This window comes from Bradyrhizobium sp. SZCCHNR1043 (assembly GCF_032489675.1).
In the GTDB taxonomy this organism is placed as follows: domain Bacteria; phylum Pseudomonadota; class Alphaproteobacteria; order Rhizobiales; family Xanthobacteraceae; genus Bradyrhizobium.
Window position 1 is genome coordinate 31715 of record NZ_JAUEYN010000014.1, and the last position, 24355, is coordinate 56069.

Annotated in this window: 15 protein-coding genes; 9 read left to right on the plus strand and 6 right to left on the minus strand. The window is 64.8% G+C overall.

Features of this window, described 5'->3' with window-relative positions:
• Positions 1–297 precede the first annotated feature (297 nt).
• Positions 298–1554, plus strand: coding sequence for an aminopeptidase (locus tag QX039_RS23915; protein ID WP_315734857.1), 1257 nt, complete (start codon positions 298–300; stop codon positions 1552–1554).
• A gap of 87 nt (positions 1555–1641) precedes the next feature.
• Here QX039_RS23915 and QX039_RS23920 read toward each other — a convergent pair whose 3' ends face one another.
• Positions 1642–2106 carry a DUF4399 domain-containing protein gene (locus tag QX039_RS23920; protein ID WP_315734855.1) on the minus strand — a complete coding sequence of 155 codons (465 nt, stop codon included), beginning with the start codon at positions 2104–2106 and terminating at the stop codon, positions 1642–1644.
• Positions 2107–2433: 327 nt separating this feature from the next.
• Here QX039_RS23920 and QX039_RS23925 point away from each other — a divergent pair, with 327 nt between their 5' ends.
• Positions 2434–2886, plus strand: coding sequence for a cupin domain-containing protein (locus tag QX039_RS23925; RefSeq protein WP_315734852.1), 453 nt, complete (start codon positions 2434–2436; stop codon positions 2884–2886).
• Here QX039_RS23925 and QX039_RS23930 read toward each other — a convergent pair.
• On the minus strand, positions 2883–3701 hold the full coding sequence (locus QX039_RS23930) for an MBL fold metallo-hydrolase (protein WP_315734850.1): 819 nt from the start codon (positions 3699–3701) through the stop codon (positions 2883–2885). The genes QX039_RS23925 and QX039_RS23930 overlap by 4 nt on opposite strands.
• A 110-nt stretch (positions 3702–3811) precedes the next feature.
• On the opposite strand from QX039_RS23930, the gene QX039_RS23935 reads away from it, so the two are divergent.
• Positions 3812–4717 carry an alpha/beta hydrolase gene (locus QX039_RS23935; RefSeq protein WP_315772661.1) on the plus strand — a complete coding sequence of 302 codons (906 nt, stop codon included), beginning with the start codon at positions 3812–3814 and terminating at the stop codon, positions 4715–4717.
• Between the two features lie 5 nt (positions 4718–4722).
• Here the strand turns inward: QX039_RS23935 and QX039_RS23940 are convergent, their stop codons facing one another.
• The 3 genes from QX039_RS23940 to QX039_RS23950 form a co-directional block, all read right to left on the minus strand.
• Positions 4723–6249: a permease gene (locus tag QX039_RS23940; RefSeq protein WP_315772659.1), complete on the minus strand. Its 1527-nt coding sequence runs from the start codon at positions 6247–6249 to the stop codon at positions 4723–4725.
• A complete protein-coding gene (locus QX039_RS23945; protein ID WP_315772658.1) occupies positions 6246–6995 on the minus strand; it encodes an ABC transporter ATP-binding protein in 750 nt (249 codons plus the stop codon). Before QX039_RS23945 ends, QX039_RS23940 begins: the two co-directional genes overlap by 4 nt.
• Before the next feature lie 197 nt (positions 6996–7192).
• A complete protein-coding gene (locus QX039_RS23950) occupies positions 7193–7954 on the minus strand; it encodes a transglutaminase-like cysteine peptidase (protein ID WP_315772656.1) in 762 nt (253 codons plus the stop codon).
• Between the two features lie 607 nt (positions 7955–8561).
• Here QX039_RS23950 and QX039_RS23955 point away from each other — a divergent pair.
• From QX039_RS23955 to QX039_RS23965, 3 genes are all read left to right on the plus strand, one after another.
• The gene (locus tag QX039_RS23955; RefSeq protein WP_315772654.1) at positions 8562–14858 is read left to right on the plus strand and encodes a VCBS domain-containing protein; all 6297 of its coding nucleotides are present in this window, start codon (positions 8562–8564) and stop codon (positions 14856–14858) included.
• A 107-nt stretch (positions 14859–14965) separates the two neighbouring features.
• Positions 14966–17200 carry an adenylate/guanylate cyclase domain-containing protein gene (locus QX039_RS23960; protein WP_315772652.1) on the plus strand — a complete coding sequence of 745 codons (2235 nt, stop codon included), beginning with the start codon at positions 14966–14968 and terminating at the stop codon, positions 17198–17200.
• Between the two features lie 518 nt (positions 17201–17718).
• Positions 17719–18750 (plus strand): hypothetical protein, encoded by a 1032-nt coding sequence (locus tag QX039_RS23965; protein WP_315772650.1) that lies wholly within the window; start codon positions 17719–17721, stop codon positions 18748–18750.
• Between the two features lie 85 nt (positions 18751–18835).
• Here the strand turns inward: QX039_RS23965 and QX039_RS23970 are convergent, their stop codons facing one another.
• Entirely contained in the window at positions 18836–20431 is a 1596-nt protein-coding gene (locus QX039_RS23970; RefSeq protein WP_315772648.1) for an ABC transporter substrate-binding protein, read from the minus strand.
• A 218-nt stretch (positions 20432–20649) separates the two neighbouring features.
• On the opposite strand from QX039_RS23970, the gene QX039_RS23975 reads away from it, so the two are divergent.
• From QX039_RS23975 to QX039_RS23985, 3 genes are all read left to right on the plus strand, one after another.
• Positions 20650–22299, plus strand: a complete 1650-nt coding sequence (locus QX039_RS23975; protein ID WP_409998893.1) for an ABC transporter substrate-binding protein — start codon at positions 20650–20652, stop codon at positions 22297–22299.
• Positions 22300–22490: 191 nt separating this feature from the next.
• A complete protein-coding gene (locus tag QX039_RS23980) occupies positions 22491–23444 on the plus strand; it encodes an ABC transporter permease (protein WP_315772647.1) in 954 nt (317 codons plus the stop codon).
• A gap of 28 nt (positions 23445–23472) precedes the next feature.
• A complete protein-coding gene (locus tag QX039_RS23985; protein WP_315735697.1) occupies positions 23473–24351 on the plus strand; it encodes an ABC transporter permease in 879 nt (292 codons plus the stop codon).
• The last annotated feature ends 4 nt before the right edge of the window (positions 24352–24355 follow it).

The window sequence follows — 24355 nt, forward strand, 5'->3', positions numbered from 1 at the left end:
CGTGGCCATCCCGCGCAGCGATGACGCAGTGATAAGGTGACAGGCCCACCGAATACTCCCGTGTCGTCCCCGCGAAAGCGGGAACCCATAAACACCGAAGCCTGCGCTGGACCGAGCTGGAGCCACAGCCGCGCATCATCACAGACGCCGCGGAGTATGGATCCCGGCGTTCGCCGGGAAGACAGCGGAGGATACGGCGAGCGATGACAACGCGGCACGGAAGCCCCTTTCCCATTGACCCCCTTCTCGATTGGCCTATCTCTTCAACACCGCAAAGAAACGGAACTGGATACCCTGATGACCGCACATCCGCGCAACTTCGATGCCGCCATCGATCCCGTCAAGCTCGACCGCCTGGCCGAGGTGGCGGTGAAGGTTGGCCTGCAATTGCAGCCGGGTCAGGATCTGCTGCTGACCGCGCCGTCGGTGGCGCTGCCGCTGGTGCGCAAGGTCGCCGAGCACGCCTACAAGGCCGGTGCGGGAATCGTGACCTCGTTCTTCTCCGACGAGGAGCTGACCTTGGCGCGCTACCGTTTCGGTCATGACAACAGCTTCGATCGCGCCGCCGACTGGCTCTACCAGGGCATGGCCAAGGCATTCTCGGAGAACACCGCGCGGCTCGCCATCGTCGGCGACAATCCGATGCTGCTGTCGGGACAGGATCCGGCCAAGGTGGCACGTGCCAGCAAGGCGAACTCCAAGGCCTACCAGCCGGCGCTGGAGAAGATCACCAATTTCGAGACCAACTGGAACATCATCGCCTATCCGAGCCCGTCCTGGGCCAAGCTGGTTTTCCCGGACGTGCCAGAGGAGGTCGCGGTGGCGAAGCTCGCCGATGCGATCTTCGCCGCGTCGCGCGTCGATCGCGAGGATGCCGTGTCCGCCTGGGAGCGCCACAACGCGGTGCTGCGCGAGCGCACCGGGTGGCTCAACGGCCAGCGCTTCAGCGCGCTGCATTACACCGGACCCGGCATGGACCTGACGATCGGTCTCGCCGACGACCACGAATGGGAGGGCGGCGCCTCGACCGCCAAGAACGGCATCACCTGCAATGCCAACATTCCGACCGAGGAAGTGTTCACGACGCCGCATTGCCGCCGTGTGTCGGGTCACGTCGTCAGCTCCAAGCCGCTGTCCTATCAGGGCACGCTGATCGACAACATCCAGGTCAGGTTCGAGGAGGGCCGCATCGTCGAGGCCAGGGCCTCGAAGGGCGAGGAGGTCCTGAACAAGGTGCTCGACACCGACGAGGGCGCGCGCCGGCTCGGCGAGGTCGCGCTGGTGCCGCACTCCTCGCCGATCTCCAAGAGCGGCCTGTTGTTCTACAACACGCTGTTCGACGAGAACGCCGCCTCGCACATCGCGCTCGGCCAGTGCTACTCGAAATGCTTCATCAACGGCACCTCGCTGTCGCCGGAGCAGATCGCCGCCCAGGGCGGCAACCGAAGCCTGATCCACATCGACTGGATGATCGGCGCGGCCGACACCGACATCGACGGCCTCCATGAAGATGGCCGTCGCGTGCCGGTGTTCCGCAAGGGCGAGTGGGCCTGATGCATGACGGGCCGGCGTCACGCGTGCACCGGCCCGAAACGAGCCGCGAGCGATGCTCGCGGCGGTGTCGTCGTCGGTCGAACGTGCCTACTGCTTGGCGCTGCCGGTGGTGGCCTGCACGTCGATCGTGATCCGCTCCGACATGACCGGCTTGTTGTGCGGGATGTGGCTCCAGTCGCCGAGCACGAGCTGCAAGGTGTGCTTGCCCGGCGTGAGATTGACCGAGGCTTCGGTCTGGCCCTTGCCGAAATGCACGTGGCCGGCATCGACCGGGATCGCCTCGTTGAGCGAGTCGCCCTCGAGCGCGGGCGCGTCGATCAGCAGGTGGTGGTGGCCGGTGTTGGGGGCCTCGGTGCCGGACGGGGCAACGCCCATGCCGGACAGGCCGAAACGGATCAGGACCGGCGAGGAGACGGTGTCGCCGTCCTTCAGGTTGATGAAGTAGGCCTTGGCGTTGTCGGGGGCGGGCGTTTCGCCCGCCATGACGAGGCTGGCGGTTGCAAGGGTGGCGGCGGACAGCGTGAGGGCGAGTGCGAGGCTCAGTCGGCGCATCCTGGGAAATCCTTATCTCTGCGAAGGCGGCAAATCTTTAAAGGCGACGGCACAACTCAGGATGGGCAGGGCGACCAGAGGGAAGCCTGTCCGCATCTTGCAGTGCGGTCAAAGAGTAGATCAGCAGGTTTGGCGAGGCCGCGAACAAATTGCGGCGTTCGCGTGGAGTTTATAGCGCTTGCGTGTTTGTGATGCGACGGCTGGTCGCGGCGATCGGTTCAAATCTTAACGACTTCGGAAAGCAGCCATTAGGTGCAATCGGCTACGGTCGCGGGCTCACGCCGCCGTTCAGCCGGTCATTTCAATCCGATGCATTTGAGGTCCAAGATGTCCCCGTCCTTGATCGAAACCGCCAATCTCGCCGTCGACCTGGCGCCCGCTCCGATCGAGCCGTCCTGGATCATCGAGGGCAGTCCGACCGCGACCTCCTGCACCATCGCACGCAGCAGCGACGGGCTGGGCTCGACCATCGTCTGGCATTGCACCGAGGGCAAGTTCAACTGGTACTACGATTTCGACGAGACGATCCTGATCCTCGAAGGCGCGATCGTGCTGGAGAGCGAGGGCATGCCGGCGAAGCGCTATGGGCCGGGCGACGTGATCTTCTTCCGCGACGGCGCCCATGCCAAATGGCATGTCGAGGGCCACGTCAAGAAGCTCGCCTTCTGCCTGAAGACGCAGCCCTACCTGCTCGGCCTCGCGGTGCGCGTGATCAACAAGCTCAAGCGCATGTTCCTGACGCCGGAAGGCCGCCGCGGCACCAGCCTCGCGGGCGCTTAGACCCCGTCGAGGATGATCACGGTCGGGACCTGTGGCAGCAGCTCGCGCGACATCTTCAAGCTGCGCTCGGCGCGGCGGTCGATCTCGAACTGCTGGCCGATCTTGCGCATGAACGCGTCGAGCGGCGTCGCGAAGCGGTGCATCGGCAGCACCACGGAGGCGCGCAGCCGCTTGGTGATCTCCGAGATGCCGTCGAGCGACATCGTGTAGGTGCCGTCGATCGGCACCATCACCACGTCGAGCCGGCCGATGGCGGCGAAATGCGTCTCGTCCAGCTTGACGTGCAAATGGCCGAGATGGCCGATGCACAGGCCGGCAACCTCGAAGATGAAGATCGAGTTGCCGTCCTTGATCATGTCGGCGCCGATGGAATCGCTGAAGTAGCGGCGGATGTCGGTGGTGATGTTGCGGATCAGCACGTCGCCGATCCGCTCGAAGATCTGGGCCGGCTTGCCGTCGTCGCCCCAGCCGCGCAGCACATGCGGGATGCGCGGATCGGGCGCCAGCGTGTAATGCGTCGAGTGCGCCCGGTTCATGGTGATCACGTCGGGCAGCCGTCCGACTTGATAAGCGCCGCTGTAGTCGGTGGCGATGCGGATGCCCATCGGCGTGTCGATGAAGTAGGTCGAGTGGCCGGCATAGGTGATGGTCACCTCGTTGCCGGCCGCCGCCGCCCGGCGCAAGCTGACAGGCGTGGCGCGCGGCGGGGCGCTGGCCATCGCCAGGCACTCGCTGGTGCGCGGCCCCGATTGCGCCACAGCGGGCGATGCGAACGAGACCAGGACGGCAAGCAGCGAGACCAGCGGGCGCAGCATGGCGGTTCCTCTTCAACAGCGCGTGTGAGTGTAGCGAGGAATCCGGATCAGAACTATCCTCGGCGCGACGTCCGGCTGGACAGGGCGGCGCAACGATGCGGGAGCATGGCATGACGGATCGGGTGTTGCGGCCGCTGCGGGAGATCGATGCAGGCGTGCTCCGCATCGCCCATTTCGAGAGCGGGCCGGCCGACGGCCCCGTCGTCATCTTGCTGCACGGCTATCCCTACGACATCCACTCCTACGTCGAGGTCGCGCCGCGCCTTGCAGCTCATGGCTGCCGCGTCATCGTCCCCTATGTGCGCGGCTATGGCCCGACGCGGTTCCGCGACGCATCGACGCCGCGCTCGGGGCAGCAGGCTGCGATTGGCGCCGACCTGATCGCGCTGATGGATGCGCTGGCGATCCCGCGCGCGGTGTTCGCCGGCTATGATTGGGGGGGCCGCGCGGCTTGCGTCGGCGCGGCGCTGTGGCCCGAGCGCTGCACGGGCCTGGTCTCCGTGAACGGCTACCTGATCCAGGACATTGCGCGGGCATTGGAGCCGGCGCCGGTGCCGCGCGAGTTCGCGTTCTGGTATCAATGGTACTTCCAGACCGAGCGCGGCCGCGCCGGGCTTGCCGCCAACCGCGCCGAGATCGCCAGGCTGCTGTGGCAGCAATGGTCGCCGCACTGGCGCTTCGACGACGCGACCTTCGCGCGCGCGGCGAAGGCGTTCGACAATCCCGATCACGTCGACGTCGTGATCCACAGCTATCGCCATCGCTACGGGCTGGCCGAGGGGGATCCGCGCTATCAGGAGCTGGAGCGGCGACTGGCGAGCCTGCCCGTTATCACCGTGCCCACGATCACGCTCGATGGCGACGCCGACGGCGTGATCCCGGCAACGGACGGCCAGGCGCATGCTGCGAAGTTCAGCAACCGGATCGGCCATCGCGTGATCGCGCGGGCCGGCCACAATTTGCCGCAGGAAGAGCCGGCGGCGTTCGCCGCCGCCGTGATGGAGGTGCTGCGCTGAACACTTCAGGTTCGTGCCGGCCTCAGCTTCCAGGCCGCGAGCAAGAGGCCCGCCGTCATCAGACCGCAGACGATGGCAGCCTCGGGCAGCGCGAGCGCCAGTGCCGCGGTCGCCGCCCAGCCGATCGAGGAGAACGCCTCGGCAAAGGTCGCCAGCCGCGACGAGGTCTGGCGGCGGCGGAACTGGCTGCGCCGCGCCTGGATCCGGAACCAGAGCTGGATGGCCGTGGAGGAGACGGTCGCGACCAGAACGGCAACGGCCGTGATCACCGCCTGCGCCGGCGCGACCCAGCCGAGCGCGAGCACGAGAGGCGCGAAGATCACCGCGATCGTGATCAGCACGACCTCGACCTTGGCGCGCACGATGCGCGTCGCCGGCAGCGGCGCCGTCGCCACCAGTTCGGGCGCGTCCTCGCCGGAGATGGTGAGCCAGGCGAGGCCGCCCGCGAGCTGGCCCGCCGCCATCACGACGACCGGCGTGATCAGGAACACCGCCTGCGAGCTGTCGGAGTAGCTGCGCCACAGCAGCAGCGCCGGAGGCACCAGATAGAGCAGTTGCATCAGCGTCTGCGAGATCAGCCAGGGATCGCGCCGCAGCAGCATGAACTCCTTGCGCCGCAGCGCCTGCTGCCGCGAGCCGCCCCGAAACGACCTGACGCGTGCGCCGGCGCGGCTGGAGATGCCCTGGGCCGCGGCGCTGATCGCGGTGTCGGCGAAGCGCGGCGAGAACACCGCCATGACGACGCCGAGCAACAGCAGGCCCGCCGCCAGCAGGATCAGCAGCGCCTGGCCGTCGCCGAGCGCCGCGCGGGCCGGCAGCCAAACAAGACTGTCGGGATCGGGCGCGATGGCGGCTGCGGCATCCGAGGTGAGGATGGCGAAGCGCGACAGCGTGCCGTAGGACACGATCGCCGCGATCTGCAGCACGATGACGAAGCCGGCGCCGATCACGGCGGCCAGGATCTGGGCGACCAGCCGCGTTCGCGCCGGGCCGATCAGGCGGAACAGGACGATCGTGATCGCAATGGCGATCGCCGCCGCCGACAGGCCGACGGCCGCGACCACGACGAACGCCGCGAGCCAGCGTGCGCCGCCCTCGATCAGCAGCACGTCGACGAACGGTGTCGCGAGCAGCAGCGCCATGCTGGTCACGGAGAGCGCGATGGCCGCGATCCGGACCGAAAAGATCTCGGCCAACCGCACCGGCGACGACATGATGAGATCGAGGTCGGCGCGCGCGTAGAACACGCGGGTGACGGATTCGATCGCCTGCGACAGCATCAGCGCCCAGGACAGCATGATGGTCGCGGTGATGACGATCAGCGCGGTCTTGTCGAGCGGCAGCTCGACATCGGCGTAGCGACCGACCACGACCCAGGCCGGCAGATGCATGAGGGCGCCGAACAGCACGAGACCGATGACGGCGGCCCGCGTGCGGCGGCGCCTGCCGGCCGTGATCATGCCGAGCCATTCCCGCCCGGCGAGCCTGAGCTCGTGACGGGCGAACCAGGCGAGCGTCGCCGCCCGCGTCATGCCGCGGACTCGACGTCGACCAGCGCGATGAACAGCTCCTCCAGGCTGGTGTCGGTGCGTCCGTTCTGCTGGCGCAGCTCGGCCAGAGTGCCTTCGGCGAGGACGCGCCCGGCGGCGATCACGCCGATCCGGTCGGCCATGCGCTCGGCGACTTCGAGAATGTGCGTGGTCATGATTACCGTGCCGCCGCGGCGGACGCGCTCGGCGAGCAGGCCCTTGACGTGCCGCGCCGACACCGCGTCCAGGCCCGTCAGCGGCTCGTCCAGGATGATCAGCCGCGGGTCGTGGATCAGCGCGCCGGCGAGCGCCACCTTCTGGCGCATGCCCTTGGAAAAGCCTTCGCAGCGCTCGTGCAGATGCGGCTCCAGCCCGAGCGAGGCCAGAAGCTCGGTTGCCGCGTTACTCGAGGTCGCGGGATCGATGCCCCACAGTCCGGCGACGAATTCGAGATATTCGAGCGGCGTGAGCTTGTCGTAGATCATGGGCTCGTCGGAGACCCAGGCCATCACCTGCTTGGCCGCGATCGGGTCGCGCAGCGCATCGATGCCGAAGATCTCGATCCGCCCGGCATCCGGGCGCAGCAGGCCCGCGACCATGCGCAGCGTCGTCGTCTTGCCGGCGCCGTTCGGGCCGACCAGTGCATAGAATTCGCCCGAGCGCACCACGAGGTCGAGTGCATCGACCGCCGGCCGTTCGAAACACTTCGTCAATCCTCGCACAGCGAGGGCGGGGCTGCCTGGGGTCATGACGGCACTATCGCCTCGTTCGGTTCGCGTCTGCAATGTGGATGCAACTCGTTGCGGCGCGGTGAACGAGCCGCCGCATCGTGTCCTTCGGCGCCGGCCGGTTCCGTCGGCGCACCGTCCGCATTCCTGCCGTGCTCGTCCCGCGAACTCCCGGCCACGTCTCAAGTTGTGGGCGCGCGGCAACGATGCGGCGATCGTCAATGGTTCACGGAAGCCGTCCCCTCAGGCGACAGCGCTCGGACCTCCGCCATCAGGGGCAAGGCCTGATACCGGGAGATGCCGGTCTCGTCGATCACGAACAACGGCCGCACCTGCCGCGCATCGCTGTCCTGGATCATCGCCATGCGCTGATTGTCGAGCATGAGCCAATGCCCGTCGAGGCGCGCCGCCGCGACGGCATGATCCTCGCCCCGGACGACATCGTGCAGGATCACGATCCGCAGATCGTCGGAGGCAATGCCAGCCATCCGAAGTGCGACGAACTTGGCGATCGCGTAGTCCTCGCAGTCGCCGGCACGGCGTTCGAACGTAGTGAGAGGGGAGGCCCACACGTCCATCTGGCCATATTGAGCGAGATCACTGGCCGGCCGGATGGCCAGATTGACCGCGCGATTGATCTCGCCGAGCCTGGCCCGTCCCGCGCGGAGACGGCCCTGATCGATGATCGCCAGCAGGCTGAGGGCGGCGAGGGAGACGCAGCGCTCGCGGTCGCCGTCGCACAGCGCAAGCTGCACGCGCTCGTCTTCGAGCTTGCGCGCGAGCGCCAACCACTTGTCGCGCAACGCGCCGGCCTCCAGGCCGACCCGCGGCAGGCCGAATGGTTCCGCCGTATCCTCGATGGCGGCTGCAAGCCCCAATGGCTGCGCGACAGGACCGGCGCTCGCTGGGCTGCCGATCCATATGGCGGCGCTGGCGGCCGCGGCCGCCAGCGAGGCGCGCATCAGCGCGAGAAAATTCATGTGACGCCCCGTGCCCGGATCTCGGCCGGCGCGACGCAGCGCCTGGCGGAACCGGATGCTTGTTGGGGGTCAGCATGGGTGCGGAGGCTTGGTCTCTGCTTAAAACGGGCGATCCGGCGACCAAATCGCAGGATTTACGCTGAACGTTGTGTTGCTCCGATGCGACAAATCCTAGCGAAAGCTGAGCGAGGGTCGCGAAGGTCAGGAGGGCTCGCGGTGAAGTTGTGCTTCGAACTCAGCTGCAGCTCCTGCCAAATTGATGCAATTCGCCGATTCTTTGTTCTCCCACCCGCAGTCCTCCACTTGAAATCCGTTGTCAGGGGTAAGCCGATGCGGATGTTGATGTCGGCAAAGGTATTGGATGGTCTATGAATACTTGGAATTACTTTGGTTTTCTGAAGTGATGCAAATTTTGACTTGGCAGATCTCGGACGGCGCCAGCTTTAAAGAGGGCGAAAACTCGACAACATCGTAGCGATCCCGCGGAAGTCGCCGTTTTTGGCCACCTGAAGCACAAGCTGAAGGTGGTTCCGCCAGACACTTGCCAGTGATATGCACGCCTTGAACACTCATTCTTATGTATTCATTAACCATAGTCGGTGGCCCCGTGAATTACGCTGGCAATTCTGACGCCGCGCTTTTCTCCGAAGGCCGGGGCGCCTCTTCGCACGGTCACGTGCGGCTGGAGGCCCCGCATGCCCATGCGCCGACGGACGCCATCGTCGTTCCGGACGCGCATTTTCTGTTCAATGCCGATTTCAAGCGGTCTGGCCTCGACCTGGTCCTCTCGTCCGATGGGCGCGAGATGGTGCTGCCGGACTATTTCAAGGGCGAGAAACGGGCGCCGCTGGCCTCGCCGGATGGCGCGCATCTGACCGGCGACCTCGTCAATGCGCTCTCCGGCGCGGTGCAGGTCAGCCAGGCCGGGGCGGCTGCGAGCGTGAGCAAGGTCATCGGCCATGTGACCAAGCTGCAGGGCACCGCGACCGTCATCCGCAACGGCGTTTCGATCCTCCTTCACAACGGCGACAACGTCGAGAAGGGCGACGTGGTCCAGTCCGGCTCGGATTCGACGCTCGGCATCACCTTCATCGACGGCACCGTGTTCGGCCTGTCGTCCAATGCGCGGATGGTGCTGAATGAAATGGTGTACGACCCCAACGGGTCGAACAATTCCTCGCTGATCAGCCTCGTTGCCGGCACGATCTCGTTCGTGGCCGGCGAGACCGCCAAGCACGGCGACATGAAGGTCGACACGCCCGTGGCGACCATGGGCATTCGCGGCACCGCCGTGCTGGTCGAGATCGACTTCACGGTGCCGGGGCAGGGCGGTCTGCCCGATGCCAAGTTCCAGGTGCTGGTCGAGCCCGATGGCCGCACCGGCTCCTACGTGCTGTTCGACAAGACGACGCTGCAGCCGATCGCTGTGGTGAATCAGGCCGGACAGCAGATCCAGATCAGCAACGGAATCGTGAATCAGAGCGCTGTGCCGCTCACGCCGGACATCCAGAAGCTCATCAACGACGTCTTCACGCTGAAGTTCACCGACAACACCAATCCGAAGTCGACAACCCATTTCACCGACATCGGGGTGCCGCAGACGCTGACGCCGTTGACCTTGCCCAATGGCACCAGCGCGACGCCGACCTATCAGGTGACCGACAATACGGGCTCGACACCCACGACGAGCTCGACGTCCGAGCAGCCGTCGCACATTCCGGGTGCGCCGGAGGTCAGGATTCTCGATGCCGGCGGCCGGCTGACCACGACCTTCGGTCTGGCCGAGCGGGCCGGTCAGACGGGCAACGGCGCCGACCTCGACACCGTCCTCACCCGCGTCAATTTCCTCGACGTCAATAACATCGACCGGCCGACGGTCTCGGTGAGCTTCAAGTCCTATGCGTTCAAGAGCGCGCAGCAGGCCGACGTCACGGCATCGCTGAACGCCCTGCAGTTGCAGGATGTCATGGCGACGGCCGTGAAGATCACGGTGGTGCCGGATCCGACCAACAAGAATTTCGGCTCGGCAATGCTGAGCTACAGTGTTCCCGACAACTACTTCGATTTTCTGGCCGCGGGCGAGACGCTGACGCTGACCTACGTCGTGCGCGTCGACAACAATTTCGCGCCGTCGAACGAGTATACCGAGGTGCCGATCACGATCACGGTGACCGGCACCAACGACAAGCCCGAGATCACGGCGAACGTCCCGGCCATCGCGTTCGAGGGCGGCACCAGCGTGCCCGGCGGGCCGCTCACCTCCGAGGACCCGACCTCCGGCACGCTGACGTTCAAGGATGTTGACCTCACCGACACCCATAGCGTGTCGGCCAAGCTGACCGGCGCGGTTCTTGAAAGCGGCGGCAGCATTCCGCCAGCGCCACTGGCGCTGTTCGAGCAGGCGCTGACGGCATCCCTGGCCTCCGACAGCACCGGCAGCGGCACCGGCAAGATCAACTGGAGCTTCGCCAACCTACCGGTCTATGTCGCCGATTTCATTCCCGCGGGTCAGAAGGTGACGCTCACCTACACGGTGACCGTGACGGACTCGCATGGCGCGACGTCGACCCAGACGATCACGGTGACGATCACCGGCACCGACGATCCGGCCGTGGTCTGGATCGCCACGACCCAGCCCGGCGAAAGCAGCGGCGGCCAGGTTCATTTGTGGAGCGACGGCGCGAACTGGGCAACCGGCCTGGCTCCGACCACCGATGATGACGTCATCATCATCACCGATCAGCTGCACGGCCTGACGCCGGCCTTTCCGGTGACGATCGATGACGACGCCTACGCCTACGCCAAATCGGTCACGCTGAATGATTTCGGCGGCGGCGCCGTTCCGGAGCTCGACAATAACGGCACGCTGACGATCAGCGGCGCACTGACGGCCAAGGCCGACTCGCGCATCTACAACTTCTCGGGTGCGACGATCACCGTCGGCGGCTCGGCGCAGATTCTCGAGCAAAGCGAGCTGCACAATGCCGGCACCGTGCTGCTGGCTGGCGGCGGCGTCTTCGGGGCGAACGCCGGCATCGTCAACACCGGAATGATCGAGCTGTCCGGCGGCACGCTGACCGTGCATGGTGACGTTGCGAACGCCGATGAGGACAGCTCCGGTCTCATCGAGGTCGACCTCGGCGCGACGCTGACTCTGGATGGCGGCAGCATCGATGGCGGCGCCATCGTCATCCAGGGCGCGCCGATCGTTCAGAACTTCGGAACGTTGGAGAGCGGCGGGGAGACACCCCAACCTGCCAACGGCCTGCTCGTTCTGAAGGGCGGAGCCGCGATCAGTGATGGCGAGCTGAAAAATTTTGGCTCGATCGAGGTCTCCGGCAGCGGCAACACCCTCTCGGACGAAGCCGTCACGAATGCCGGCCTGATCGATGTCGAGGCCGATGGTGAGCTTACGCTAAACGGCGGCACCAGCATCGATAATGCGGGTGGCAATATCACGGTCGAGGGCTCCGCGACCCTGACGCTATCGCATGCGGATATTACTGGCGGCACGCTGACCAACGAGTCCGGCGGAACGATAGCCCTGATCGGCCACGCCACGCTGAGCGGCGGCACGCTCGACAATTTCGAGACGATCGCCGTGTCCGGCAGCGGCAATGCGTTCGAGGACGAGACGATCACGAATGCGAACGCTGCCGCGATCACCATTGCGCTGAGCGGTGCACTCTCGCTGAGCGGCACGAGTATCGCCGGCGGCGCTGTCAGCAACGAAGGGACGATCTCCGTCGACGGCGACAGCACGATCGAGGGCAGCGCCGTCGCGGGTGGTACGCTGCTGATCGGCGAGACCGGCGCGTTCGCGGAGATCACGGCCATCCTGACGGTCAAGGGCAGCGCGTCATTGACCGACGTCGATATCGCCATCGGCGACGGCTCGATGCTTCAGGTCGCTGCAGAGGAGAGCGCAACACTGATCGGCGTCAGCGTCGACAACGGCGGCACTGTCCAGGTGGACGACGGCGCGCTGCTGCTGATCGAGGACAGCACGATCACCGGCGGCGATCTCGTCAACCACGGCATCGTGCATGTCGAGACCGCGGCTGCGACCACCTTCGACAACGTTACTATCGATAACACGGACGGTCAGATCATCATCGATAAGGATGGTGAGATGCCGGTGGAATCGATCCTGGTGCTCGACGGGAGCACGACGCTCACCGGCGGCACGTTGGAAATTCGGAGCGTCGGCACGCTGGAGATCGCCGGCAACGATGTGACCCTGTCCGGAATGGACGTCTGGAATTTCGGCGTCTGCACCGTCGACCTCGGTGCGATCCTCGACCTTGCCGATACCAAGGTGAGTCATGACGGCACGCTCTACATCTACGGCACGATCTCCGCGAGCGGGCTGAGCGGCATCGGCGGAACGATCTTCAACTATGGCACGATCGAGATCACGGCGGGCAAGTTCGAGATCGCCGGCGACGTCGAAGGCTCCGGGATCATCAAGGTCGATGCCGGCGCAACGCTGACGGTCGATGGTCACGTGGACCAGACGATCGACTTCAGCAGCGAGGGGAGCAGCGAACTCGTCATCGATGATGCCGGCTTCTCCGCCAAGATCGCCGGCCTCGGCGTCGACGACAGGATCGATCTGCAGACGATCAAGTGGAGCGAGGCGACAACGGCGTCTTACGATGCCGAGACGGGCGTGCTTACCGTCATCGACGGCCAAGGGCACAGCATTGCCCTGACGCTCGAAGGCGACTTCAGCGACTTGCATTTCGCGGGCAGCAATGACGGGCATGACGGAACGCTGATCACGCTGACGGCCGAAGACACGGCGCCTGTGATCGCGGATTCCGGCCGGCCCGGTACAATCACCGAAGCGACCGCGCAAACAGGGTCGTCCGATCAGCACAGCGTCGCCGGCAGCGTCAAGTTCACCGATGTCGACCTGACCGATCGGCCAACCGCATCGATCGGGGCGCAGAGCGTGACTTGGACTGCGGCCGATCAGCAGAAAGATTTGTCGAGTCAGCTGACGCCGGACCAGATCGCAGCGCTGGAACAGGCGCTGCACTTGAGCCAGGGCGGCAACGCCAACGATGGCAAGGTCGACTGGACTTATGCCATCACCGACGGCTCGCTCGATTTCCTCGGCGCCGGCCAGACCGTCACGGTCACCACCACGGTGACGCTCGACGACCATCAGGGCAAGAGCGCGACCTCGACGATCGTCGTCAACATCACCGGGACCAACGACCTGCCGGTCGTGACGAGCGAGGTGCAGGCGGCCGAAATCGCCGAGCGCGCGGCGATGTCCGGCTCGGATCTGCTCGACACTGTAAGCGGCGCGATCGCTTTCGAGGATGCGGACATCACCGATGCGCATGTCTTGAAGGTGACCGGCGTCGCGACCTCCGGCAACGACCACGGGCTGCCGTCGGATCTGTCCGTGCTCAAGAGCTGGCTGTCGCTCGGCTCGCTCACAGAATCCGGCAGTGGTGCGGGATCGCAGGCCTGGACCTTCGCTGCCAATGACAAGGTGTTCGACTATCTCGGTGTCGGCGAGCATGTCACGCTGACCTACACGGTCGCGATCGACGACGGTCACGGCGTCGTGGTCGATGTGCCCGTCACCATCACGGTCAACGGCGCAGAGGATGCGCCCGTCATCACAGGTGAAACGAACCCGACGGTCCAGACCGTCATCCTGGCCGAGCAGGCGAGGGTGCTCGCGAGCACCGCCAGCACCAATGCCGAGGGCCTGCCGACCGAAACGTTCGATCGCGTGTCGGCCGGCAACATCTCCGATAACGGGCGCGGCCACGGCAGCTTCTACAGCGAGGCGCTGCACGCGAGGTTCACGGCCAGCGGCAATGCGGGGATCGTGCACGGCTCCTCGCCGGTATCGGCGGCGCCCTACATGGTCGACGGTGTGGACAAGACCAACTATCTCAGCATCGGCAGCCACGCCCAGGAGACCATCACCTTCGACAGCGTCAAGAACAGCTTCGGGCTGTATTGGGGCTCGGTCGACAGCTACAACAGCATCTCCTTCTACAACGGCAACAAGCTGGTCGCCTCCTACTCGGGCAGCGAGGTCGCGCCGCTGCTCGCCAATGGCGGGCAGACGTCGCTGGCCTCGAACGGCTATGTCGAGTTCCTCGGCCTGTCGCCGTTCAACAAGGTGGTGCTTGCCAGCAGCCAGAATGCGTTCGAGCTCGACAACGTCTCGGCGGGCTACATCCCGGATCAGCCGGTGAAATTGGCGAGCGGCATGTCCGGCACCTTGACGGTGCTCGACGGGGATGTCGGCGACACGCTGACCGCTTCGGTGGTCGAAAATGGCGTGATCAAATACAATGGCTCTCTGAGCCTGCCTTCGAATGCCCACGTCCAGGCGCTGGCCGATGCCCACGCGATCACCTTCGACAGCACGAGCTCCGGTGGCGGCTCCGATGTCCTGCACTGGACATATCATCCGGCCGACGTGAACCTGGATTTCCTCAATTCCGGCGACACGCTGACCATCACCTATCAGGCGAAGGTCAGCGACGGCCACGGCGGCACGGCGACCAAGGCACTGACCGTCACGTTGGCGGGCAATGGTGCATCGACGGTCAACGGCACGGACCAGAGCGACAATTTCGTCAATGTCGGCGGTGGCGTGACGATCTTCGGCAAGGACGGCAACGACACCTTCGTCTTCAACCCGCATTTCGGCAGCGCCACGATCGGCGATTTCGACGTCAACAAGGACATCGTCGAGATCGATCACTCGCTGTTCGCCAGCGTCGCTGCGCTCGTGGCGTCGGCGCAGTCCGCCAATGGCGGCCACGATACGATCATCACCGATGCGGCGCATGATACGCTCACCCTCAAGGGGGTGACGCTTGAGCAGTTCAAGGCGCATCACGACGGTTTTCACCTCGTCTGAGCCCGCGCGCCCGCCGCGCGATGCGGACGGCGGCGTCGCCGAGCGGAACGCGGTCGGGATAACCGGACGACTCGGATCGCCGGCTTCGGCGTGATATCGGATGCTGCATGAAACGATTGAGAGCAGTTCCTCGGTGGTTCGCGCGCAAGTTCGGTTATGCGCGCATGATCTGCCTGCTGCTGCTGATCGGCTTCGCGGCGTTGCGTGTGGCAGACCCTGCCCTGGTGCAGGAGCTGCGCGTCCGGACCTTCGATACTTTCCAGGTGCTGAGTCCGCGGATCAAGACGCTGCGGCCGGTGACCATCGTCGATATCGACGAGAAGAGTCTCGCGAATCCCAAGCTCGGTCAGTGGCCCTGGCCGCGCACGCGGATCGCCGAGATCATCGACACTCTGACCCGACTCGGCGCCGTGGTAATTGCCTTCGACGTCGTGTTTGCCGAGCCGGACCGGCTCAATCCCGGGCTCGCGGCCGAGACTTTTTCAAATCTCGACGAGCCGACGCGCGAGAAGCTGAGGATATTGCCATCCAATGACCAGGTGCTCGCCGACGCGCTGAAGCGCTCGCGCGTGGTGCTCGGCGAATCCGGTGGTCCTGAGGCTCGTGCAGGCCTCGACAAGACTTTGCCTGTGACAGGCATCGCGACGCTGGGCCACAGCCAGGATGCAACGCCATTCATGTGGAATTTTCCCGGGCTGCTGCGCAACGTCCCCGTGATCGAGCATGCGGCCGCTGGTCGCGGCCTGTTCACCATCAAACCGGAGCGCGATGGCATCATTCGCCGGGTGCCGATGATCATGCTGGCTCAGGGGGATATCATGCCTTCCCTGAGCTTCGAGATGCTGCGGGTCGCGACCCGCACGGATACGATTCGGATCAGGACTGACAAGAGTGGCATCATCGGTCTTGGTCTGGGTGCTGTACAGATTCCGACCGACGCGAATGGGCAGCTCTGGCTGCATTATGCCGAGAGTGACCCATCGATCTACGTGTCGGCCATTGACGTTCTGGAGGGTCGGGTGCCGCCGGAGAAGATCGCCGGCAAACTGGTGCTGATCGGGCCATCGGCCACCGGCCTGAACGACATCAAGACCACGCCGATTTCTCCGGCCATGCCGGGCGTCGAGGTGCATGCTCAGGTGCTCGAGAGTGCTCTGACCGGTGCGATTCTGACGCCGCCCTATTGGGGACTCCCGGCCGAGTTCTTCGGTGCGCTCCTTCTCGGCCTGCTCGTGATCGTCTTCGCGCCGCAACTCGGCGCCGTCACACTCGTGGTGGTCGGGGCGCTGTTCGCGGCCGCTCTGCTCGGGATCTCCTGGTACTTCTACACCCAGCATCGGCTGCTGATCGACTTCACCTATCCGATGCTGTCGACGACGGCGATCTATCTGACGCTGATCTTCGCGAACTTCGTCCGCGAGCAGAACCAGCGTCGGCAGATGCGCTCGGTGTTCGGGCAATATCTGTCGCCGGTGCTGGTCGAGCAGCTTGCCCAATCGCCGCCGACGCTGGGCGGCGAGGAGCGCGAGATCACGGTGATGTTCTCGGACGTGCGCGGCTTCACCACGATCTCGGAGAGCTACAAGCACGATCCGCAGGGCCTGACACAGCTGATGAACCGCTTCCTCACGCCGCTGACCAACGCGATCATCGCTCGCAAGGGCTATGTCGACAAATACATGGGCGACGCCATCATGGCGTTCTGGAACGCGCCGCTCGCCGACAAGGATCATCAGATAAATGCCTGCGAAGCGGCGATCGACATGCTCGAGCGGATCGATCAGGTGAACGGCGAACGCGAGCAGGAGGCCGAGCATGGCGGCCACGTCTACATTCCGCTCAAGGTCGGAATCGGCCTCAACACCGGCATCGGCGTGGTCGGCAACATGGGCTCCGACCTGAAGTTCAACTATTCGGCGCTTGGCGACAGCGTAAACCTCGCCTCGCGCCTGGAGGGCCAGACCAAGGAGTACGGCTTTCCGATCATCGTCGGCTCGGCGACTGCGATGGCGGTGAAGGACAAGCTCGCGATCCTCGAGCTCGATTTCATCATGGTCAAGGGCAAGAGCGAGCCGGAAGTCATCTACGCCATCACGGGCCGCGAGGACGTGATGTATTCCGAGCGCTTCCAGTTGCTCCGCAACCTCACCATCGAGATGCTGGCGAGCTATCGCAGCCGCGATTGGGAAGGGGCGCTGGCCGCGATCGAGCGCGGCCGCAAGAGCGACCAGGGGCAAGACTTGGCCAAGCTCTATGATCTCTATGACGCACGCATCCGCAACTACCAGGTCAATCCGCCGCCCGAGGATTGGAACGGGGCGTACGCACTGCTGACGAAGTAGCAGGTGCTCCGTTCCCGAGTTCGCATCATGTCGCGGCGGCCTCGTTGGCCAGGTCCGGTGTCGGCGCGATGAGTATGCTCATCACTTGCAGACCACATAAGCCGAATAGGGCGGGCAACGCTTGCTGCGTTCTTCCGTGCCGGGGACGGGGCGGGTGGAATGCCGTGGCGGGAGGCTTCGCTTGGCACGCGGCAGCTTGCCCGGATCGTGCTTCGATGACGATGGGACGAAGGGGTTTCCAGGCCCATTGGATGATGTCTGGGCGTCCACCGCCGCGAGCTTGCCGATGAGTGCGAGCGACAGGATGACGAGCTTGACCGAACGATAGCGCGCTCCAGTCCGCGGGACGGGTACAAGGATAGCGCAATCGAGCAGGCGTCGAGCGCATTGCGTTTGTTGCGAGGTTGCAACAGGGGGATAAGAAGCAACTTGTGTCATGTGACGGCGATTGCATGAGTCTGCGCGAACTTATAGCATGGCTCTACTCAAGATAGAAAGAGCTGCAGAGGGGGGCATCGATGCAGTCTTCTGAGGACAGGAGTGCGGCTGGTTTGACGCAGGGCAGGCCGGCACGGGGTGCGATCAAGCGTCTCACTCTACCAGTTGCGGGCAGCCTCATCGCTGCTGTGGCTTGTGTGCTCGGGGCCGGCGCGGTGTCGGCCGCGGATCTCCCGGTCAAGGCGCCGCCTCCGCCGGTGTCGCTGTGGGAGTTCGAGGTCGGCGCCCGCTATTTCTACAGTTCGGGCCGCACCCGCTACACGTTGGGCGATCCTTTCGTCGCTGGCCAAACCAATTCTCTGCTGACCTACAAGAATCTCAACAGCCATGCCGGCGAGGGGTTCGCCAGGGCCGATCACAGTCTGGGTTTCTTCGCCAAGGGCTTTGCGGGCGGTGGCAACATCTTCAGCGGCAGGCTCAACGACGAAGACTTCCCGCCAGCCGTCATTCCGTACTCGAATACGGACAGCAGCGTGAACAGCGGCAGGCTCTGGTACGGCACGATCGACGCCGGCTACAATTTCTGGAGAGGGCCGGCGTTCAAGGTCGGCGGCTTCATCGGCTACAACCATTTCTACGAAACCGTCAACGCATACGGATGTATCCAGGTCGCGACCAATCCGTTTATCTGTGGTCTCGATCCTGTTGCGGGGGGCGTGCTGGTGCTCAGCAAGACCGAGAACTGGGATTCGCTCCGTGTGGGGTTGAACGGCGTCTTCAAGCTCGGCCAGAACTGGAACGTCACCCTCGATGGCGCCGTTCTGCCCTATGTCCGGCTGAGCGGATTCGACAATCACTGGCTGCGGCCAGACATCAATCCGCTTCCGCAATCTGGAAATGGCTGGGGCTACCAGCTCGAGGGCGTTGTGTCATACGACGTGACGAGAAATTTCAGCGTCGGCGTCGGTGGCCGCTATTGGTACGCCCGGACGACCAGTGGGACCACCCAATTTCCTGGAGTCCCGGGGTCGCCCACGACCTTCAGCTACGAGCGGTACGGTGGCTTTCTCCAGGCCTCCTACAAATTTGACTCGGGCGCCTTCGGGAAATGAAATATTGGCTATCGTGCTGAAGAGGAAGCCCGGCAAAACGCCGGGCTTCTTGCTTTGCGAGCGCGACAGCAGCCGGCCCGGTCAGTTATTCCGCCCCGATCGTCGTCAGGTCCTGGAACCAGTGTTGCGCCTGCACGAACTTCTTGATCTTCGGCGCTAGCGCGTGCGGGTTGGTGTCGTGCACGACCCAGACCAGCACCGCATCGTCGACCACAGCCGCATGCGCCTGCGCGATCAACTCGTCCTGCTTGGCTGGATCGAATGTCTGCTTGGCTTCAGCAATCAGCGCATCGACCTTGGGGTTCTTGTAGCCGCCCCAGTTGACGCCGGTGGGCGCGATCTGGTCGGAGGCGAAGAAGCGGACGATCGCGTAGAGCGGGTCCGATGTGACATAGGCGATGTTGTTGGCGGTGATGCCGGCGTTCATCTCGTCCGCCGCGCCCTTGCGCCAATGCGTGTACAGCGTCTCCAACTCGACGACCTTGAAGTCGACGTCGATGCCGATTTCCTTGAAGCTCTGCTGCAGATATTCGTTCATCGGCAGCGACAGCATCTGGCCGGTGCCACCCTGCGCGATGATGAAGGTCGTCTTCAGCGGCTTGGCTGGCGAATAGCCGGCCTCCTCGACCAGCTTCTTGGCGGCGGCGACATCATATTTCAGCTCGAAGCTCGGCTTGCCGAACCACGGGCTCGACGGGTCGACCTGGCCCTTGGCCGGCTTGGCCAGGCCGTTCATCAGCCCGACGACCTCGTCGCGGTTGATGGCGAGGTTGAGCGCCCTGCGCAGCCGGATGTCGGTCCAGGGCGATCCCGGCAGCACGCTGAGATGATAGTTCCAGACATGCGGCGTGACGTTGTCGACGAGCTTCATGCCGGCCGCCTTGAGCTGCGGCACGGCGTCCGGCGCCGGCGTCTCGATCAGGTCGACTTGGCCGGCGAGCAGCGCGTTGGTGCGCGTCAGCGCCTCCGGCATCGGCACCAGCACCAGCTTGTCCGTCTTCGGCAGCCGGTCCTTGTTCCAATATTCGGAATTCTTCGTGAGCTCGGCGAGCTCGCGCGGCACCAGCTTGGTCAGCTTGAACGGGCCGGTGCCGGAGGGCTGGCTGGCGAACTTGTCCCAGTCCTTGCCGAGCTTCTCATACTGCGCCGGGCTCGAAATCAGGAACCACAGCATCTGATAGGGGAAGAAGGAGTCGACCGTCTTGGTGGTGATCTCCACCGTGGAGTCGTCGATCTTGGCGTAGCGCGCCACCGACGGCAGCCGCGTCTTCACCTGCGCGCTCTGCCGCTTGTCGAACTGCGGTGCCTTATCGTTGAGCACCTTGTCCAGATTCCAGATCACCGCGTCGGCATTGAAGTCGCTGCCGTCGTGGAACTTGACGCCCTTGCGCAGGGTGAAGCGCCACTTGGTCTTGTCGGCCTCGTCGACCTTCCACTCGCTGGCGAGACCCGGAATCAGCTTGCCCGGTCTGTCGGCTGTGCTCATGTCCCACGCGACCAGCGGATCATAGATCGTATAGCCGGTAAACTGATAGGCGCCGGCGCCGCGATCGGGCTGGCCGGTCGTCAGCGGGATGTCGGCCATCGAGATGCCGTAGCGCAGAACGGTTTCGGCCCGCGCCGCGCCGGCAGAGAGGCCGAGCGCAAGCGCGGTGGCAAGCAGTGAGTTGAGGATACGCATGCGGGTGAAGCTCCGTGGCAATCGGATCAATTCGATCCGCGAAACCTGCAATCCGGGTGCCAAGCCCCGGTCGTGATCATTTGAGTACAAACGGTTGTGACCTCGCGTCGCAGGGCCGTGCGCGAAGGCACCGCTGGCATAGCCGTTGCATAACGATGCACAGAATTTAGCCAGCTTGATCGGAGATGTTGATCGTGCTTTCGCGTATTGCGACCTCAATGAAGGAACGTGCGGCTGTTGCGGCTGCCATGATGACGACGGTCTCGGTCCTCGCGCTGCCGGCGCAAGCCTGCGCGGAATCCGTGCTGCGCATCGGCATGACTGCGGCGGACATTCCGCGCACGCTCGGCCAGCCCGACCAGGGCTTCGAGGGCAACCGCTTCACCGGCCTCACCATGTATGACGCGTTGACGGCGTGGGACCTGTCGTCGGCGGACAAGCCGAGCGTCGTCATTCCCGGCCTCGCCGCCGAATGGAAGGTCGACGACGCCGACAAGACCAAATGGACGTTCAAGCTGCGTCCCGGCGTCACCTTCCATGACGGCGCGCCGTTCAACGCCGATGCCGTGGTGTGGAACGTCGAGAAGGTGCTGAAGCAAGACGCGCCGCAGTTCGATCCGAGCCAGGTCGGCGTCACCGCCTCGCGCATGCCGACGCTGGCGTCGGCGCGCAAGATCGACGATCTCACGGTGGAGCTGACGACCAAGGAGCCGGACAGCTTCCTGCCGATCAACCTCACCAACCTGTTCATGGCGAGCCCGACCAAGTGGCAGAAGCTCTATGAGGCCGCGACCGGCGCCGACGACAAGGCGAAGTCGCAAGCCGCCTGGGCCGCCTTCGCCAAGGACGCCTCTGGCACCGGCCCGTGGAAGATGACCAAGTTCACGCCGCGCGAGCGGCTGGAGCTGTCGAAGAACGAGGCCTATTGGGACAAGGCGCGCGTGCCGAAGTCCGACAAGATGATCCTGCTGCCGATGCCGGAAGCCAATGCGCGCACCGCGGCGCTGCTGTCGGGTCAGGTCGACTGGGTCGAGGCGCCGGCGCCGGATGCGCTACCCGAGATCAAGCAGCGCGGCTTCAAGCTCTACGCCAATGAGCAGCCGCATGTCTGGCCCTGGCAGTTCTCGCGCGTCGAAGGCTCGCCCTGGAACGACATCCGCGTCCGCAAGGCCGCCAATCTCTGCATCGATCGCGAAGGCCTGAAGGATGGTCTGCTCGCCGGACTGATGGTGCCGGCGACCGGCACCTTCGAGAAGGGCCATCCCTGGCGCGGCAATGTCACCTTCGAGATCAAGTACGACAAGGCGGCCGCACAGAAGCTGATGCAGGAGGCCGGCTACGGCCCGAACAAGAAGCTCGAGGTCAAGACGCAGACCTCGGCGTCGGGCTCGGGCCAGATGCAACCGCTGCCGATGAACGAATATCTGCAGCAGGCGCTGGCCGAGTGCTATTTCGACGTCAAGCTCGACGTCATCGAGTGGAACACGCTGTTCACCAACTGGCGCCGCGGCGCCAAGGATCCCTCGGCCAACGGCGCCAATGCCACCAACGTCACCTATGCGGCGATGGATCCGTTCTTCGCGCTGGTCCGCTTCCTGCAGTCATCGATGGCGCCGCCGGTGTCCAACAATTGGGGCTTCATCAACAATCCGAAGTTCGACGAGCTGGTGAAGAAGGCGCGCCAGACCTTCGATCCCACCGAGCGCGACAAGGCGCTCGCCGAGCTGCATGCGGCCTCGGTCGACGACGCGGCGTTCCTCTACGTCGCCCACGACGTCGGCCCGCGCGCCATGAGCCCGAAGGTCAAGGGCGTGGTGCAGCCGAAGAGCTGGTTCATCGACTTCTCACCGATCTCGGTGGAGCCGTGATCTTGATAGAGGGGTAGTCTCTGCACGTGCGCCGTTGCGCTCCCTCCCCCCTTGTGGGGGAGGGTCGGGGAGGGGGGTATTCCGGCGGGAGTCTTCGTGTGGACCCCCACCCCCGACCCCTCCCCGCAAGGGGGAGGGGAGTTCCATTGGCACCTTCTTTCACCAAGGAGAAGGTCAGAACAAGGTGACTCGTGCTCTCTTATGCTGCCAGGCGGATGGTCTATGCGATTCCGATCATCATCGGCGTCGCGCTCGTCTGCTTCATGCTCGTTCACATCACGCCCGGTGATCCCTTGGTCGCGGTGCTGCCGGCCGACGCGTCGCAGGAGCTCGCGCAGCAGCTCCGCGTCGCCTATGGCTTCGACAAGCCGCTGCCGGTGCAGTTCGGGCTATGGCTGTGGCGCGCGGTCAATGGTGATCTCGGCAGCTCGATCGCGACCGGTCGCCCCGTGCTGGCGGAAGTGCTGCGCGCGGTGTCCAACACTGTCACGCTCGCGATCGCGGCCGCCATCATCGGCTTCTCGCTCGGCCTGTTCTTCGGCCTCGTCGCCGGTTATTTCCGCGATAGTTGGATCGACAAGGTCGCGACCTCGATCGCGATCGCCGGCGTCTCGGTGCCGCATTACTGGCTCGGCATGGTCCTGGTGATCATCTTCTCGGTCGAGCTGAACTGGCTGCCCGCGGTGGGCGCGGGTCCGTCCGGCTCGGGCGCCTGGGCGTGGGACTGGGCGCATATCCGCTTCCTGGTGCTGCCCGCGATCACCACGTCGGTGATCCCGATGGGCATCATCACCCGCACCGTGCGCGCGCTGACGGGCGACATCCTGAGCCAGGATTTCGTCGAGGCGCTGCGTGCCAAGGGGCTGCGCGAGACCCATGTGTTCCGCCATGTGCTGAAGAATGCCGCACCGACGGCGCTGGCGATCATGGGGCTGCAGCTCGGCTACATGCTCGGCGGCTCGATCCTGATCGAGACCGTGTTCTCATGGCCCGGCTCTGGGCTGTTGTTGAACTCGGCGATCTTCCAGCGCGATCTGCCGCTCTTGCAGGGCACGATCCTGGTGCTCGCGATGTTCTTCGTCATCCTCAACCTCGTGGTCGACATCGCGCAGGCCGCGATCGATCCGCGCATCAAGCGAGGCTAGTGCGGTGAGCGTCAGTCCTACGAGCACGATGAACGACGCCTCGCTGCAGGCCGCACCGGTCGCGAACGCACGCGGCTATTGGGCGACCGTCGGCCGCCGCATCGTCAGGGACAAGGTCAGCATGGTCTGCGTCGCGGTCCTGATGCTGATCCTGCTCTCCGCTTTGCTCGCGCCCTATCTGCATCTCGCCGATCCCTATCAGGGCTCGATGATCCGCCGCCTGCGCCACATCGGCACGCCGAGCTATCCGCTCGGCACCGACGAGCTCGGACGCGATATGCTGGCGCGGCTGATCTATGGCGGCCGGCTGTCGCTGCTGATCGGCATCTCGCCGGTGATCCTCGCCTTCGGCATCGGCACGCTGCTCGGCCTCGTCGCCGGCTATGTCGGCGGCTGGGTCAACACCGCGATCATGCGCACCATCGACGTGTTCTACGCCTTCCCCTCGGTGCTGCTGGCGATCGCGATCTCGGGCGCGCTCGGCGCCGGCATCACCAACTCCATCGTCTCCTTGACCATCGTGTTCGTGCCGCAGATCACCCGCGTCGCCGAGAGCGTCACCACGGGTGTGCGCAACCGCGATTTCGTCGAGGCGGCGCGGGCCTCCGGTGCCTCATCGTTCACGATCATGCGCGCGCACATGCTCGGCAACGTGCTCGGGCCGATCTTCGTCTACGCCACCGGCCTGATCTCGGTATCGATGATCCTCGCTGCGGGCCTCTCGTTCCTTGGTCTCGGCACCAAGCCGCCGGAGCCGGAATGGGGCCTGATGCTGAACACGCTCCGCACCGCGATCTACGTCAATCCGTGGGTGGCGGCGCTGCCGGGCGTGATGATTTTTGCTGTCTCCATCTGCTTCAACCTGCTCAGCGACGGCCTGCGCAGCGCCATGGACATCCGGAGCTGATGAT